General features: G+C 62.1%; 19 protein-coding genes and 2 pseudogenes. 13 read left to right on the top strand and 8 right to left on the bottom strand.

Features of this window, described 5'->3' with window-relative positions:
- The 5 genes and pseudogenes from dnaN to FNA67_RS09495 all read right to left on the bottom strand — a co-directional run bounded on the left by dnaN (window position 1) and on the right by FNA67_RS09495 (window position 3,716).
- The gene (gene dnaN / locus FNA67_RS09515; protein WP_147655871.1) at window positions 1–1,191 is read right to left on the bottom strand and encodes a DNA polymerase III subunit beta; all 1,191 of its coding nucleotides are present in this window, start codon (window positions 1,189–1,191) and stop codon (window positions 1–3) included.
- Between the two features lie 100 nt (window positions 1,192–1,291).
- The gene (locus tag FNA67_RS09510) at window positions 1,292–1,684 is read right to left on the bottom strand and encodes a hypothetical protein (protein WP_147655870.1); all 393 of its coding nucleotides are present in this window, start codon (window positions 1,682–1,684) and stop codon (window positions 1,292–1,294) included.
- A 1,257-nt stretch (window positions 1,685–2,941) separates the two neighbouring features.
- A pseudogene (locus FNA67_RS22270) lies at window positions 2,942–3,199 on the bottom strand (DUF2312 domain-containing protein); the annotation flags it as partial.
- Complete coding sequence (locus tag FNA67_RS09500) at window positions 3,196–3,534, bottom strand: hypothetical protein (protein WP_147655868.1); 339 nt, start codon at window positions 3,532–3,534, stop codon at window positions 3,196–3,198. The pseudogene FNA67_RS22270 and the gene FNA67_RS09500, both read right to left, overlap by 4 nt.
- Window positions 3,531–3,716, bottom strand: a complete 186-nt coding sequence (locus FNA67_RS09495; protein ID WP_170267269.1) for a helix-turn-helix domain-containing protein — start codon at window positions 3,714–3,716, stop codon at window positions 3,531–3,533. The genes FNA67_RS09500 and FNA67_RS09495 overlap by 4 nt, the downstream gene beginning before the upstream one ends.
- Before the next feature lie 49 nt (window positions 3,717–3,765).
- Here FNA67_RS09495 and FNA67_RS09490 point away from each other — a divergent pair, with 49 nt between their 5' ends.
- Complete coding sequence (locus FNA67_RS09490; RefSeq protein ID WP_147655866.1) at window positions 3,766–4,461, top strand: LexA family transcriptional regulator; 696 nt, start codon at window positions 3,766–3,768, stop codon at window positions 4,459–4,461.
- A 23-nt stretch (window positions 4,462–4,484) separates the two neighbouring features.
- Here the strand turns inward: FNA67_RS09490 and FNA67_RS09485 are convergent, their stop codons facing one another.
- Window positions 4,485–5,453 carry a hypothetical protein gene (locus FNA67_RS09485; protein ID WP_147655865.1) on the bottom strand — a complete coding sequence of 323 codons (969 nt, stop codon included), beginning with the start codon at window positions 5,451–5,453 and terminating at the stop codon, window positions 4,485–4,487.
- A gap of 241 nt (window positions 5,454–5,694) precedes the next feature.
- Between FNA67_RS09485 and FNA67_RS09480 the strand changes: the two genes are divergently transcribed.
- From FNA67_RS09480 to FNA67_RS09445, 8 genes are all read left to right on the top strand, one after another.
- Window positions 5,695–6,027: a hypothetical protein gene (locus FNA67_RS09480; protein WP_147655864.1), complete on the top strand. Its 333-nt coding sequence runs from the start codon at window positions 5,695–5,697 to the stop codon at window positions 6,025–6,027.
- The gene (locus FNA67_RS09475) at window positions 6,024–6,209 is read left to right on the top strand and encodes a hypothetical protein (protein WP_147655863.1); all 186 of its coding nucleotides are present in this window, start codon (window positions 6,024–6,026) and stop codon (window positions 6,207–6,209) included. The genes FNA67_RS09480 and FNA67_RS09475 overlap by 4 nt, the downstream gene beginning before the upstream one ends.
- On the top strand, window positions 6,206–7,183 hold the full coding sequence (locus FNA67_RS09470; RefSeq protein ID WP_147655862.1) for a hypothetical protein: 978 nt from the start codon (window positions 6,206–6,208) through the stop codon (window positions 7,181–7,183). The genes FNA67_RS09475 and FNA67_RS09470 overlap by 4 nt, the downstream gene beginning before the upstream one ends.
- On the top strand, window positions 7,183–8,196 hold the full coding sequence (locus FNA67_RS09465; RefSeq protein WP_244616577.1) for a recombinase family protein: 1,014 nt from the start codon (window positions 7,183–7,185) through the stop codon (window positions 8,194–8,196). The genes FNA67_RS09470 and FNA67_RS09465 overlap by 1 nt, the downstream gene beginning before the upstream one ends.
- 66 nt (window positions 8,197–8,262) lie before the next feature.
- Entirely contained in the window at window positions 8,263–8,472 is a 210-nt protein-coding gene (locus FNA67_RS09460; protein ID WP_147655861.1) for a hypothetical protein, read from the top strand.
- A 6-nt stretch (window positions 8,473–8,478) separates the two neighbouring features.
- Window positions 8,479–8,913, top strand: a complete 435-nt coding sequence (locus tag FNA67_RS09455) for a hypothetical protein (RefSeq protein ID WP_147655860.1) — start codon at window positions 8,479–8,481, stop codon at window positions 8,911–8,913.
- Entirely contained in the window at window positions 8,910–9,392 is a 483-nt protein-coding gene (locus FNA67_RS09450) for a nuclease domain-containing protein (RefSeq protein WP_147655859.1), read from the top strand. Before FNA67_RS09455 ends, FNA67_RS09450 begins: the two co-directional genes overlap by 4 nt.
- Window positions 9,389–9,628 carry a hypothetical protein gene (locus FNA67_RS09445; RefSeq protein WP_147655858.1) on the top strand — a complete coding sequence of 80 codons (240 nt, stop codon included), beginning with the start codon at window positions 9,389–9,391 and terminating at the stop codon, window positions 9,626–9,628. The genes FNA67_RS09450 and FNA67_RS09445 overlap by 4 nt, the downstream gene beginning before the upstream one ends.
- A gap of 8 nt (window positions 9,629–9,636) precedes the next feature.
- Here the strand turns inward: FNA67_RS09445 and FNA67_RS21895 are convergent, their stop codons facing one another.
- Window positions 9,637–9,804: a hypothetical protein gene (locus tag FNA67_RS21895; RefSeq protein ID WP_170267268.1), complete on the bottom strand. Its 168-nt coding sequence runs from the start codon at window positions 9,802–9,804 to the stop codon at window positions 9,637–9,639.
- A 51-nt stretch (window positions 9,805–9,855) separates the two neighbouring features.
- The gene (locus FNA67_RS21890) at window positions 9,856–10,086 is read right to left on the bottom strand and encodes a hypothetical protein (protein WP_170267267.1); all 231 of its coding nucleotides are present in this window, start codon (window positions 10,084–10,086) and stop codon (window positions 9,856–9,858) included.
- Window positions 10,087–10,190: 104 nt separating this feature from the next.
- Here FNA67_RS21890 and FNA67_RS22480 point away from each other — a divergent pair.
- The 4 genes and pseudogenes from FNA67_RS22480 to FNA67_RS09425 form a co-directional block, all read left to right on the top strand.
- Window positions 10,191–10,355: pseudogene (locus FNA67_RS22480) on the top strand (helix-turn-helix domain-containing protein); the annotation flags it as partial.
- A 20-nt stretch (window positions 10,356–10,375) separates the two neighbouring features.
- Window positions 10,376–11,509 (top strand): tyrosine-type recombinase/integrase, encoded by a 1,134-nt coding sequence (locus tag FNA67_RS09435; protein WP_147655856.1) that lies wholly within the window; start codon window positions 10,376–10,378, stop codon window positions 11,507–11,509.
- 201 nt (window positions 11,510–11,710) lie between these two features.
- Window positions 11,711–12,106, top strand: coding sequence for a GFA family protein (locus tag FNA67_RS09430; protein WP_147655855.1), 396 nt, complete (start codon window positions 11,711–11,713; stop codon window positions 12,104–12,106).
- Between the two features lie 108 nt (window positions 12,107–12,214).
- Complete coding sequence (locus tag FNA67_RS09425) at window positions 12,215–12,688, top strand: hypothetical protein (protein ID WP_049704942.1); 474 nt, start codon at window positions 12,215–12,217, stop codon at window positions 12,686–12,688.
- The last annotated feature ends 5 nt before the right edge of the window (window positions 12,689–12,693 follow it).

Raw genomic sequence — 12,693 nt, 5'->3', positions numbered from 1 at the left:
CTAGACCCTCATTGGCATGAGGACGCGGGTCATGGACCGGTCTTCATCAAGGATCATGAGCGGGTCGCGCGACCCGGAGACCTCGAGCGTGACGTCGCCCTGGCATTGGTCGAGGATGCTGAGCAGGTAGGCACTGTTCATGCCGAATTCGGACGCCCCAACCGGCCATGGACAGCTCATCGGCGCTATTGCCTCGCCGTGGTCGGGGTGTTTCGCGCCGATCGCGACTTTGCCATCCAGATCGAAAAACCTGATAGCGGCGCGATAGACCGAGTTCGGGTTCGACTGTGACATCACCGCGGCGCGCTTGATGGCCGCGACGGCCTCGGCTCTCCTCAGCGAAATCGCGTGCTTGGGCCGCTCCGGCTTCGGCGTGACCCTGTCGGTATCGGGATAGGTGCCAACGATGAGCTTCGTGCGGACAACGAGACCTGGCTGCACGATTTCGAGGGCCTCGTCCTCGGCACCCTCCACCACGTGCATCGACGCGTCCTGGCCGATCCCGAAACGCTCGAGCAGGACCACTGTCTTGCGCGGGATGATCCGGCACTTGACGTTGCCGCCTAGTGCCGGGCCGGAATAGTGGTAGCTCGCGAGCCGGTGCCCGTCGGTGGCAACGAAACGCGCTCCGGTGGTCCCAAGCTGCCACGCAACGCCATTCAGGTAGTATCGCGTCTCTTCGGTCGAGATGTAGTGCGAAACCCTGGCCAGGCCCGCCGCCAAGGCGCCATCGGGGAACCGCTCAATAAGGCGCCCTCGCTTGCTCGACGTGAGGGGGAATGAGTCCGGATGTTGCGCGATTACCTCGTAGGCCGCCTCGCGGTCTCCTACGACGATACCAACGAGATCCTTCGAGATCGGTTCGATCCGCAACAGGGCTGTGCCCGCAACGCGGGCGATGCCGGCCAGGGCTCGTCCGTCGAGACAAGTCACGAACGCTCCCGTGGCGTCGTTCACGTCCACCTCGACCGTCACTTCGATGTCGAGATCGGTACCGGTCGCGCGCAGGGTCGATCCGCGCAGTTCCAGCCTGGCGCAGGCAAGGATGGGATAGGTGTTTCGCCTCTCAATGACGTAGTTCACCACCTGGAGCGCCTTGGCGAGCGCCCTGCCCTCGACAGTCACGAAGGGCTTGGCAGCTTCCCGTAATTCAGAGCGAGCAACATCGTTCGTTGCGAAGGCAACGTTCATCGGTCTGGTCCTTTCAGGTTTGGGAGGACCGGGACGGGCAGAGGTTCCTTAGTCCGACCTGCCCCGGCCCCACGCGGCTATCGCCGCATTTCGTCAGTCGTCAGAAACTCTCCGCGTCGGGGACGGCTCGTTCGGAAGCCGTTCCGATCGCCTCGCCCTCCGCCGGTCCCAGAACAGCTTCAGTCTCTGCCACCAGAGAACTGCGAGCCTGGGTCGCCTGAAGGGTCTTCGTGATCTCAAGTTCATGGCGCAGCCGGGCCTCCTGGCGCTCGCATTCCGCCTCGTAGGCGCGTTGAAGTGCGCGGTAGACGCTGCCCGCGATGTCTTTTGGTCTCCTGTACCGAAGAGCCCAAAGGGAGCTCTCCGGTACGCCGTGCTTCCTGGCCGTCCGGTATCGGGCGGCATCGATCGTGTCGCCCGGGCCGCGAAACTCGCGCCCGATAAGCCGGTCAGCCCATGCAGCCGCTTCATCTACGGCGGACAGGTCGGTCACTTTTTGCTCCAAGTGCAAAAGGTCTTTGCGTTCCACGACAATTCCTTCGCGATAGACGTTGATCCGTCGCTTGAGGAACTGGAGAGACGCACATGGTCATGAAGCCGCTTGGAGCCACCTTGCCGGGAGTACTCCGAGCGCTTGCAGACGAGATCGAGAAAAGAGCGGACGCGATTGGGGAGGAGGATCAATCGCGTCCGCAGCCAGTCAGCGCCAAGGGACGAAGCACCGACCGAAGCGAAAGCTGCAGCCGCCTGGACACGGCTAGACCCCACGCGCCCGACCCCGGCGCGGCCGTGTCCGGACGCCTGTAGCCGAGTGGACGTGAGTGAGATCAAAGCAGACCTCCCAGGCTTTGCAGCAGCAGAGTGATGGCGGCGACCATAAGGACGCCGATAATGCAGGCCGAGACGAAGGCAACGTCGCTCATCACGCGGCCTCCTCCGTCTCGAGCCCGAACAATTGGGCAATTTCGGAGGCGCGATGCGCGACGTTGGGCAGCTTCATCAGCTTGGTCGCGATGGCCTTGCGTTCGTTCGTCGAGAGCTGCCGGCTTGCCAGGTTCCAGCGGATGACGTCGGCCAGCGGATCGGCGCCGGCGTATTCCGTGACCGGGTATTCCATGCCCAGCTCGCGGGCGATCGTGTAGCGTGCCCGACCATCCAGCACTTCATCCCCGATCTTGACGATGGGGTGGGTTACGCCATTGGCGCGAATGTCGTCGGACAGCTCGGCGCGCCCCGGGCCCCACAGTTCAGGGAAGCAGCGGGAGAACTCGTGCCAGCGCACCGGCGCGAACGGGCAGCGCTCAAGCCATGTGTCACCTGGCGAGCGTGCGCCGATTTCCACGGCGCTGCCGAAACCTTCCGCGTCGGCTCGCGAGTTCAAGGTATTCTCAGGTTCTATGTCAGTGCGTGCGTCGTCGGATGCGATTACATTTTCTCCTCCTGCGTTGGCCCCGTTGGCGCCATTGGGGCTGAGGGACGCCGTCTGCGCGGCGGAATTGCCGAGAGGAGCAACGGGATGCCCTTCGCCGCTCCCCTCACCTACCGGCGTGCTCTGGGGGGGTGTGCCGGTGGGAATGATGTCGGACGCTGCGATGCCGTCGGCCTGACCCTCTGCGGTCACGGGCGCAACCGACTGGTCAAGCTGCGCCTGCGGCTGTGCCATCGCTGCCGTCCGCGGTTCGGTGACGCCGCCTCGCGTACGTGCGGGCGCACGTGCACCTGCACGCGCGAGAGCGGCATCTTCCTCGAACTCGGTGGGGTACGTCGCCATGCCAAGCGCGGACATGTAGAGATCGACAATCGCGTCGCGCTCCATGCGCTCGTTGTGGTCCATGCGGCGCAGCTTGAGAACCTGCTTGAGCGCAGGCACGTCAAAGCCATTGCCCTTCGCTTCGGCATAGATCTCGCGCTTATCCTCGTTGATGGCTTTGAGCTCTTCGTCGAGGCGTTCGATGCGCTCGACAAAGGCGCGGAGCTGATCCTGGGCGACACTGTCGGCGGACATCAGAAGCTGACCTCCTCGACCTCGGCAGGGTCGCGATGAGCATCGCCGTTCCAGAAGTCGACGTTGTTGCCACGCAAATACTGGGAACGGTCGCGCTTGATGCCACCGATGCGGAGCCCGGTCTTTTGAACTCCCGAGAACCTGCCGTTGGGAAAATGGCGCCCGTGGTTGATCGCGAAGTTGGCGACGACCTGGGCCGGGTGACGATCCATGTCGACACCACTCACCATGGCGACCTGCCGCGCGGTCAAGCCGCACTCAATGCCGCCATCGATCTGCGCCAGGCGCTGTTCGATGCTGGCGCGATACCACCAGCCCTTGCGAGGAGCGCGGGTCATGCCGCGGCCTCGACCTTGGGAGGGCTCAACATCTCCATGAGCTTTCGAGCAGGCGCCGAGGGTCGCGTTTTGCGCGTTTCCCAGTTTGAGACCGTGCCCTGGTCAACGCCAAAGCGGGCCGCAAATTCAGCCTGCGTTTCATTTAGATGCTCGCGAAGAGCTTTGACATCAATCTCGGCCATGGTCGTGATTATGGGAAACTCATAATACCATGTCAATGAGTTTCTCATAATGATTTATGGCAAGCTCATAGCCATGAGTGATCTGTCAGATCGCCTGATTAAGGCGCGTATTCATGCAGGGTTTCTAACCGCCCAAGAGGCTGTCGATGCCCTTGGGGTGAAGTATCCTACCTATGCCGGGCACGAGAACGGGACGTCGGGTTTTAAGGCGCCAACCGGCGAAGTTTACGCCCGCAAGTTCAAGGTCAATTTCGATTGGCTTATGACTGGCCGCGGCCCCATGGTTCCTGATGGCGAGCGGACTGTCCCAATTGTTGGCTACGCTGGCGCCGGCCCGGATGGATCGGTGCTGTATGCCGAAGGGGACGGGAATTTTGGAGAGACGATTGCCCCGATAGATGCCCCCGATACAACGGAGGCCTTGGAGGTAAAGGGGAACTCCATGCACGGCTTGGCGAACGACGGCTGGCTGCTCTTTTACGATGACAAGACAGCGCCAGCGGCCGAGCATATGGGCGAGCCGTGTGTTTGCTGGCTTTCGGACGGTCGCATTCTTGTGAAGATTCCGCAGCCCACACGTGACCCAGGGCTGTTCCATCTCGAAAGCGTCAATGCCCCAACGATGCGAGATGTGCCAGTCGACGCAATGGCCCTAATCACGGACATTAAGACCCGCGCCGCCGCAAAGCGATATATTCGTCGCCATCCTAATATTCCCATCGCTGATATTGTGGTGAGCCGATGATGGAATGATGGCAAAGCCGCATTCTACGGCAGTGTCACGAATTCTACAGAGCGCACATCGTCACCAAACTTTGTCAGTTCAACGCGGACCTGAATTAGCGCTCCAGTTTCCAGGGCGTCGAACAGCGCCGCCCGCTGGTCCGCGGCGAATAGGTCATCCTCCACACGAAAGCGGAATCGCTTACCGGCGTCAGCCTCCTGCATCTCAATAACAGGCCGCAACACGTCCTCAGTATTGATGTCGATGACGCGAGCAAGCACGTTTTCCTGAACTTTTACGAGCTCGCTTCGCGGGCTGATGGTAAGCAGATCCGCAACCTCGGATGAAACTGGCTGACCATTGATCTCCGCCGCGCCGCCGGTCGCTGTTGCCTTCATAACCGCGCGCATGGTGCTGTCTGCTAGCTCCACCACGTCTTTCCCAAGTTCGACTTGATCAACCAGAGCCTCTACCAGACGATTTCGGCTATCAACCTCAGCACTCGTAGCGAACTTGAGAGCATCGAGCGCATGGATATGCTCTTGGGTCCGCAGTTGTTCAAGCTGGACCTGCCTCTGCACCTCCATCCAGGTGGTGGCACCCCACCCTACGCCAAGAAGAAGCGCAACGGCTATAATGGTCTGCTGAGCCTGCTTGCCGTTCATCTTGCCAATCGCCTTTTGCATCGAGTTGACGAAATCAAGCAGGTACTGAGCGCTGCCGTCCTCAACGACAACATTGAGCTCAAGGTCCTCTTTGAGAGCCCGCGTGAGGCCTGTGGCGTTAGGCTTTCCGCGTGCCTTAGCTGCAAGCGTGTTGAGTTGGGCCTGCAACTCAATAAAGGCCCGCATAAATGAAGTGGAAATGGACGAATTGATGGGCGGGTTTGGGATATAAATTCGCAGTTGCGTGGCGCCTGCAACAGCAGCGGCGAAATCTTCTTGGCTAAGGCTTGCCCTTCTACCCTCAAGTAGATCGAAGAATAACCTCTCCAACGTGGTTGCATCTGCCACAAGCACCCCCCAGCAATATCGGACGAGACAATAAACGTCCCAGATGGAATGTCACGCGCTCCCCCAGTCTCTTGCTTAATTTGTCTGCCTCCGGCCCTACGAGCTGACGGTCAGTTGTAGCAGGCTGATTCCTTCGGCGCTACCTGCGCGCATCCCAATTTATGATTTTCTCATAATTTCCGTTGACATCGAATTATGAGTTTTTCATACTTCCTCCATCAGATCACCGATGGAGACCGACATGAGCGCCGCCGAGATCACTGCACGAGTTGGACACGACCGTAGCGGCAAGACCCGCGACCTCATGCTCTTCGTCGAACTGCCTGACGGAAGCGAGCTGATCTGTGATGTCGGCGACTGCGTCTGGGCGGTGAACTTCATCAAAGGCGATTGCGGCATCGACGCCACCGAAGTGATCGTCGGCGCTATCGAGACCTTTGTGGCGCCGGGAGATTTCCGCCTTACCGATCCCGACGCGCTGAACTTCGCAGCGTTCAATCGCGCTCGGCTGGATGCTGAGGCTGGGCTCGTCACGCTCGACGGCGCCATTGCCGCTATGCCGGCTCTGGCATGACCCTCTCCATCACCCTCACCACGATCAAGCCGACGATCAACCCGGCCACGGGCGCATGGGAATACCGGCCCTTCATCCTCACCAGAGACGACAGCGGCTTCCACGATCATCCTGCCCCACTGCCCACCAACCAAGACGAAATCAACCGCCTCGCGCGGCAACTGGAGGAACTCGCCAAATGACGGTTCACCCCGACTACGCCTATTGGGCCGCTGCCCTCGAAGGTACCTTCGGTCCGGTCCATGACGGCGATGCCCAATGCGGCTTCTATCGCCGTCGCCTCTACAAAGATGGTCCCTTCGTGCCCGTCGCGATCTGGCGCGGCGAGGACGGGAAGCTCGTCGCTCTGGTAGACCAGAGGGCGGCCGACGCAGCAGATATCTGGACCTGGGTTTGCGACAAGCCGATCACAGAGGCGCAATACCGGGCCGTTGTCGCCGGCGAGCGCTGGCACGACGAGCCGCCGGCACCTGCACTGAGCAACATGCCGACCGATCCGTTCGAAGCGCTCAAGATCGAGCTTGCAGCCGAGCATGAGATCGCCGCCGAATACCTCAAGGCGCCGGTAACGACGCAGGATCAGGCCAATCAGATCGCAGTGCTGACCAAGCGCTTATCTGGCCTCAAGAGCCGCGCCACCGACCTGCATAAGGTCGAGAAACAGCCGTTCCTCGACGGCGGCCGGAAGGTCGACGACAAGTGGCGCGACCTCAAGGAAGAGCCCGACACGTTGAGCAAGAAGCTCAAGCGCCACCTCGACGCCTATCTGCAGGAACAGCAGCGCCTGGAGAACGAGCGTCGCCGCAAGGCGCAGGAGGAAGCCGATCGTGTCCGCCGCAAAGCCGAGGAAGCCGCCCGGCAGGCCGCCGCCGCGAACGATGATGCCGCGCGCGCCGAGGCCGAACGGCTGGAACACGAAGCCGCCGCCAAGACGAAGGAAGCCGAGGCGCGCAATGCCTCCGCTGGCAGAACCGGCGCCCGCGTCGCGCTCCGCACGTTCGTCTCGGCCAACATCACTGATTTCGATGCGCTGCTCTTGGCGCTGAAGGATCGTCCTGAAATCCGCGAGTGCGTCGAAAGCCTCGCCAATCGCGCAGCCAAGTCCGGCGTCGAGCTTCCGGGCATGACGATCGCCAGCGAACAGAGGGCAGCATAATGGGCGAAGTCCAGACTATTCAGCGTCAAGCCGCGCTTGTGGGTGGCGGTCAGGTCATGGCTATCGTGCCTCAGACCTTCGAAGAGACCTGGCGTATTGCCCGCGCCGTCCTTGTTGGCGGCCTGGCCCCTGCGGCTCTCGTTAGCGGCAAAGAGGGCGATGACGCTGTGAGTGCGGTTGCTGTCGCGATCATGTCCGGCGCCGAGCTTGGCCTTAAGCCCATGGTTGCGCTTCGCAGCTTCACTGTCATCAACGGCAAGCCTGCGCTCTATGGCGATGGCCTAATCAATGTCGTTCGTCAGTCTGGCCGGGTCGCGTATCTCCGGACTGGTTGCGAAGAGCGCGATGGCCGCATGGTTGGCTTCTGCGAGGCAAAGCGCAACGACACCGGCGAAGACAAGCGAGTGGAGTTCAGCCAGGACGACGCAATCCGAGCCAAGCTCTGGTCGGACCAGCCGCGCGTGAAGCGGTTTCGCAAGGATGGCGGCAGCTACGAGGTTGACAACGATAGCCCCTGGTATCGCTTCCCCCAGCGCATGTTGGCATGGCGAGCCGCCGGATACTGCTTGCGTGAGTTGTTCGGCGATGTGCTGGGCGGCATTCGGGATGAGTTCGAGGCGCGCGAGATCGCGGAAGCCGATGGCATGCGCGACGTCACGCCGTCCGTCGTCGTGTCGCCACCGTCTCCGCCATCCCCGCCGACTTTCGAACCGGACGCCCCCATTGTCGATGAAAGCCGTGAGGCCGCTACCGGCGAGCAGGACTTCGATGCTGCCCGGTTCTTCGAGGACCTCGACACCGCGATGGCCGGCGCGCACTCCGTCGATGACCTTGAGGCTGTCTGGGTGGAGTTCGATGTCGAAAGCGTTCTGGCCGACGACGACGAAAACCGTGAGATCGCGGACAAGGTGAAGGCTCGGCACTTGGCACGCGTCTCGACGGCGCTGCCGCTCACGCCTCCCTCGGCCGAGAACCAGGCGAACATGTTTCCTGGCGACAAACCCAATCCCTAACCCGCAAGGGCGGCGGGCCGAGGCTGAAAGGCCGAGGTGGTTAAGAGCCAACCGCCGAGTAATTCGATGAACCCGTTTGAGGACCACGTGAAGGCCGCAGAGCAGGCGCTGAGCGCTATCCGCTCGGCCGATGACTACGACCGCTGGCACGACACATACGCCCATGGCGAACAGTATCTCGTGCTGCCGGACCCTTATGCCGCTCGTATCGAGCGCCTCGCCCAAGAAGGCCGCGAGCGGGCAATGAGCCACACCTTCCCGTTGCTGGCAGGGTGATCGATCATGACCGCGAAACGAGATAAGGCTCCGGCCCCCATTGCGGTGAAGGATGCGCGCGGCCGCGTTTCGGCTCTGACGCCCTTCGACCTCGAACTGCTGGACGGCGATCCGCCCGGCACAGAGTACGACCTGGTGCGGCGCAACAAGCGCACCCTCCCCCTGCTGCGCACCTACTGGATGGTGCTGCACCGGGTCGTAGACGCTACCGGCCGGTGGCCCTCGGCCGAGCACCTGCACGATGAGTTGAAGCTCATCTGCGGCTTTCGCCGGCAGGTGGTCGACATGGAAACCGGCGAGGTCGCCATAGTGGTCGATAGCATCGGCTTTGAAGCTATGGACCAGGTCGAATTTCGTCGCTTCTTCGACCGAGCGACCGAGAAACTCTGCGACGCCGTTGGATATGACGTGCTCGCCTTCCTTGAGGAGCGCGCAGCATGACCTTACGCCAGCGCCTCGAGCCCATCCGCTCCAACAAGTACCTCTCGGCCGCCAAGGGCCAACCCTGCCAGCTTCGTTTTGTCGGCATCTGCCTCGACCCCTCCGGCCTGGGCCACGAAACCACGGTGTTCGCCCATTTCCGGCACGGCAAGGGCATGGCCCAGAAGGCCCACGACTTCGACGGCGCCGACGCCTGCGCCAATTGCCATCGCTTCCTCGACGAGGGCTGGAGCGGCAAGGTCAGCTACACCATCGTCCTCGAGACGATGCTGCGCGGCCTGGAGCGCACGCTAGAGAACCGCATCCGCCGTGGCGTGCTGGTGATGCCGATCACTATCGACACGCCCGCCAGCGCCCGCCCCGTTAAGCCGCGCAAGCCCCGCGAGGAGCGACAGCGCATCCCGACATCGCAAAACACGTGGCCGCAAGGACGCAAGATTCCTACCCGGCCCATGCGGCACAAGGAGCCGACCCCATGACGAAGCTCATTACGCCCGAAACCATCAGCTTCCGCGCCACAGTGACGGAAGACGAAATCCGTGAGCGTATGGCGCACGAGGTGCTGGATCAGATTGGCGGCATTGGGCCCGACGGTAAGCCGTTCCCGGGCATCCGGGTTAAGGTTGGCCGCGGCACCGGGCGCGGGGGTGGCTATACGATCGATGTGTCTGGGCCGGCACCGGCGCGTATCTATCTGCCCAAGTCGAACGGCTAGTCCAAGTGTCAATCACCCTTCCCCCGACCTTCCCAGTGCTGCCAAGCGCCGCCCAGCGCGGCGCCAATGGCAACGCCGATCCCGATGCCCATGGCAATATTGTCCATGGCAGAGCCAATGCCGGCACCGATAGCGATGCCGATTGCGATACCCGTCGCGAGTTTGTCGCTTCCCATCACTTTCTCCTTCCAGAAGGGCAATGGGCTCGCCTCGGCAGGGTTCCGGGATTAGTTGGCCTTTGCCTTCACACGATCGCCCAAGGTTCGGTAGCGCTCGATTACGCCGGACACCGCGGCGGCCTTCTGCGGATGAGCGACCAGGATGCGCTCGAGCGCGGCGATCTCTTCACCAATCAGTCGCAGCAGATCCTCGGGGCTTCCGACCGGGAGCGCCCGCTCCCAGCCGGCGAGCACGCGGCGCGAGAGGATCATTCGGTCGTTGGCTTCGTCACGGGTCATCGCCGGAAGGTCTCGGCCGCGCCCGATTCCGTCAATTGGGAGATTTCACGATCATCGGGAACGGACGCCAACTGCGCCGCCCTCAAACCAGCGAGGGACGGAGTGTGAGCGGCCTCCTTACACCGGCCGAGGCCGCCGACGCGCTCGGAATATCCAACCGGCAACTTAGGGACTTGACGGCAGACGGCACGATCCCGTTCATCAACGTGGGTCGTGGTGCGTCTCGAATGAGCCGCCGCTATGAGCCAGACGACATCGAGGCCTTTAAAGCTTCTCGGAGACAGGTTGAATGTCGGTCTATAAGCGCCCCGGCTCCAAAACGTATTCGTACGACTTCCAGCTCAATGGTCACCGATTTAGCGGCGATACGGGCGCAACTTCAAAACGCAAGGCGCTCGAACACCAAGAGGTAGTTCGATCTGAGGCCAAGGCCTCAGCAAAGTCGCGCCCCTTCGCCGGCAGGGACATCGGCTTCGGTGAAGCTGCGGCGAGGTACATGGTGGAAGTGGGCCAGCACCACAAGAATGCCCTGACCACGCTGGCGTCAATGGAGTGGCTGGAGGCCGCCATAGGCAAGGCGACACCCATATCCGCTGTAACGGACGATCTCGTTGCCAGGCTGGTTGCCAAGCGCCGCGCAGAGCACCGCCGCGTCGGCAACAAGAACACGCCCAAAAAGCTAGTTGGCCCCGCAACCGTCAACCGCACCATGACCGAACCATTGCGCAAGGTCATGACGCGCGCGGCGAGGGTATGGAAGGTGCCGGTGGTTCCGATCCTTTGGAACGAACACTTTCTCACGGAGCCCAAAGAGCGCATTCGCGAAGCCAGCATAGGCGAGGAGGCTGCCGTTCTGGGACAACTCTCTGCCGGCTACGATGTCGCCATGCGCTTCGCGTTCCTCAACGGCTGCCGGCGCATGGAGGTAGTTGGCCTGGAGTGGCCACGGGTCGACTTTTTTGGCCGCCAGTTCACCGTGATCGGCAAGGGCAGGAAGTCCCGGGTCATCCCGATGAGCGATGAGACCTTCCAACTCTTGTGGGAAGAGCGAGGACGGCACGAAACGGCTGTCTTCACCTACGTGGCGCGCCGCACGGACAGCCGGAAGAAGTTGGTCCGGGGAAAGCGCTACCCCATTACCGAAGCGGGGCTGAGAGAGGCGAGCAGGCGCGCGATCAGAAAGGCTGGCGTCGAAAACCTTCGGTTCCACGACACGAGGCATACCGCTGCCACGCGGGTACTGAGAAAGTCGAACATGAAGGTGGTGCAGAACTTGCTCGGCCACGAGCGCATCACCACCACGGAGAAGTATGCTCATGCCCTGGCGGAAGACGTGCGTGCAGCGCTCAACGCAGCAAGTCCCACGAAAAATCCCACGAAGGGGGCGGCCGATCCGCGGAAAGCCGCAAAGCGAAAGGGATAGCCAATATTGGTGTTTCTGTCTGGGGGACAAAGGGTCGTCGGTTCAAATCCGGCCACTCCGACCATCTCTTCTCCCGGGGCTTTGGCAGGCATTAGCCGCCGAGCCCCGGCAGAGAAACATCTCCCGCCATTCGTCACCGACTTTGTCTTTCCGCTCAGATGTGGAAGGCTGGCAGCCCTCGTGCAGTCTGGATCCCCGTCGATGAACGATGACCCATTGGGTGCGAAAGCTACTCGAACGGCGCAATGCGCCTGCGGCCAGCTCGTGGTCGCCTGCAAGGGCGATCCCGAGAAGGTCTCGGCCTGTCATTGCCTGGAGTGCCAGCGGCGCACGGGGTCTGTCTTCGGGATCGCCGCCTTCTACCGGATCGAGAACACCTCACCCGCCGGCGCGTCGAGCATCTATGAGCGGATCGGGGATAGCGGCTTTGCGGTCACTCACCACTTCTGCCCGCATTGCGGCAGCACCGTCTATTGGTATCCCGCGCGCAAGGCGGGGTTTGTGGCGGTGGCGGTGGGGAGTTTCGCCGATCCTGCCTTCCCCGCGCCCGAGCAGATGGTCTACGAGCACCATTGCCATCATTGGCTGGCGAAATAGCCCATGCCGCCCCGCGCTCCCGTCGCGGTTAAGCATCTTGCCGGCGGCTTATGGTAAACATTTCGTAAATATGTAAGCATTCCCACCGGGTCAGTACTGGGGGATGTCATGGCGACACTCAACGTCAAACTCGCGCGGGCCGTCAGGACCAGCGCGATCTATGATCTGGTTACCTGCCTGCCCTTGGCGCTTCCGGGCGTCGCGGGTGTCTATCTGAGCGTTCTCGATACGGTGAATGGGGCTATCGGCCTTGGCGGCGCGGTAGGTGAGCTGTCACCGCTCGCGATGATGTTCATCAACTTCCTCGGGTCGTTGATTTCCATCTGGGCGGTGTTGCGGCTCATCAATCCGAGCTGGGCGAACGGGCTTACCGACGTTGCGGTGCGCACGCTGTTCTCGATCGCCATGCTCAACGCCATCATGAACGGCGTGCCGGGGCTGGTCGGGGTGCTCTGGGTTTGCGAACTCGGGCTGCTGCTCGTGCAGGCCTATTATCTGCACCGCGTCTGGCAGGTGGAGCATCGCGCGGCGGTTGCCGCCACCCCTGCCCCCGGGTTCGGCGCCCACGCGCCGGCGGAGTAGGCTGC

The sequence above is a fragment of the Youhaiella tibetensis genome, assembly GCF_008000755.1.
GTDB lineage: Bacteria > Pseudomonadota > Alphaproteobacteria > Rhizobiales > Devosiaceae > Paradevosia > Paradevosia tibetensis.
Note: the sequence above shows the minus strand (reverse complement) of the source record. Positions and strands in the feature narration are given on the sequence as shown.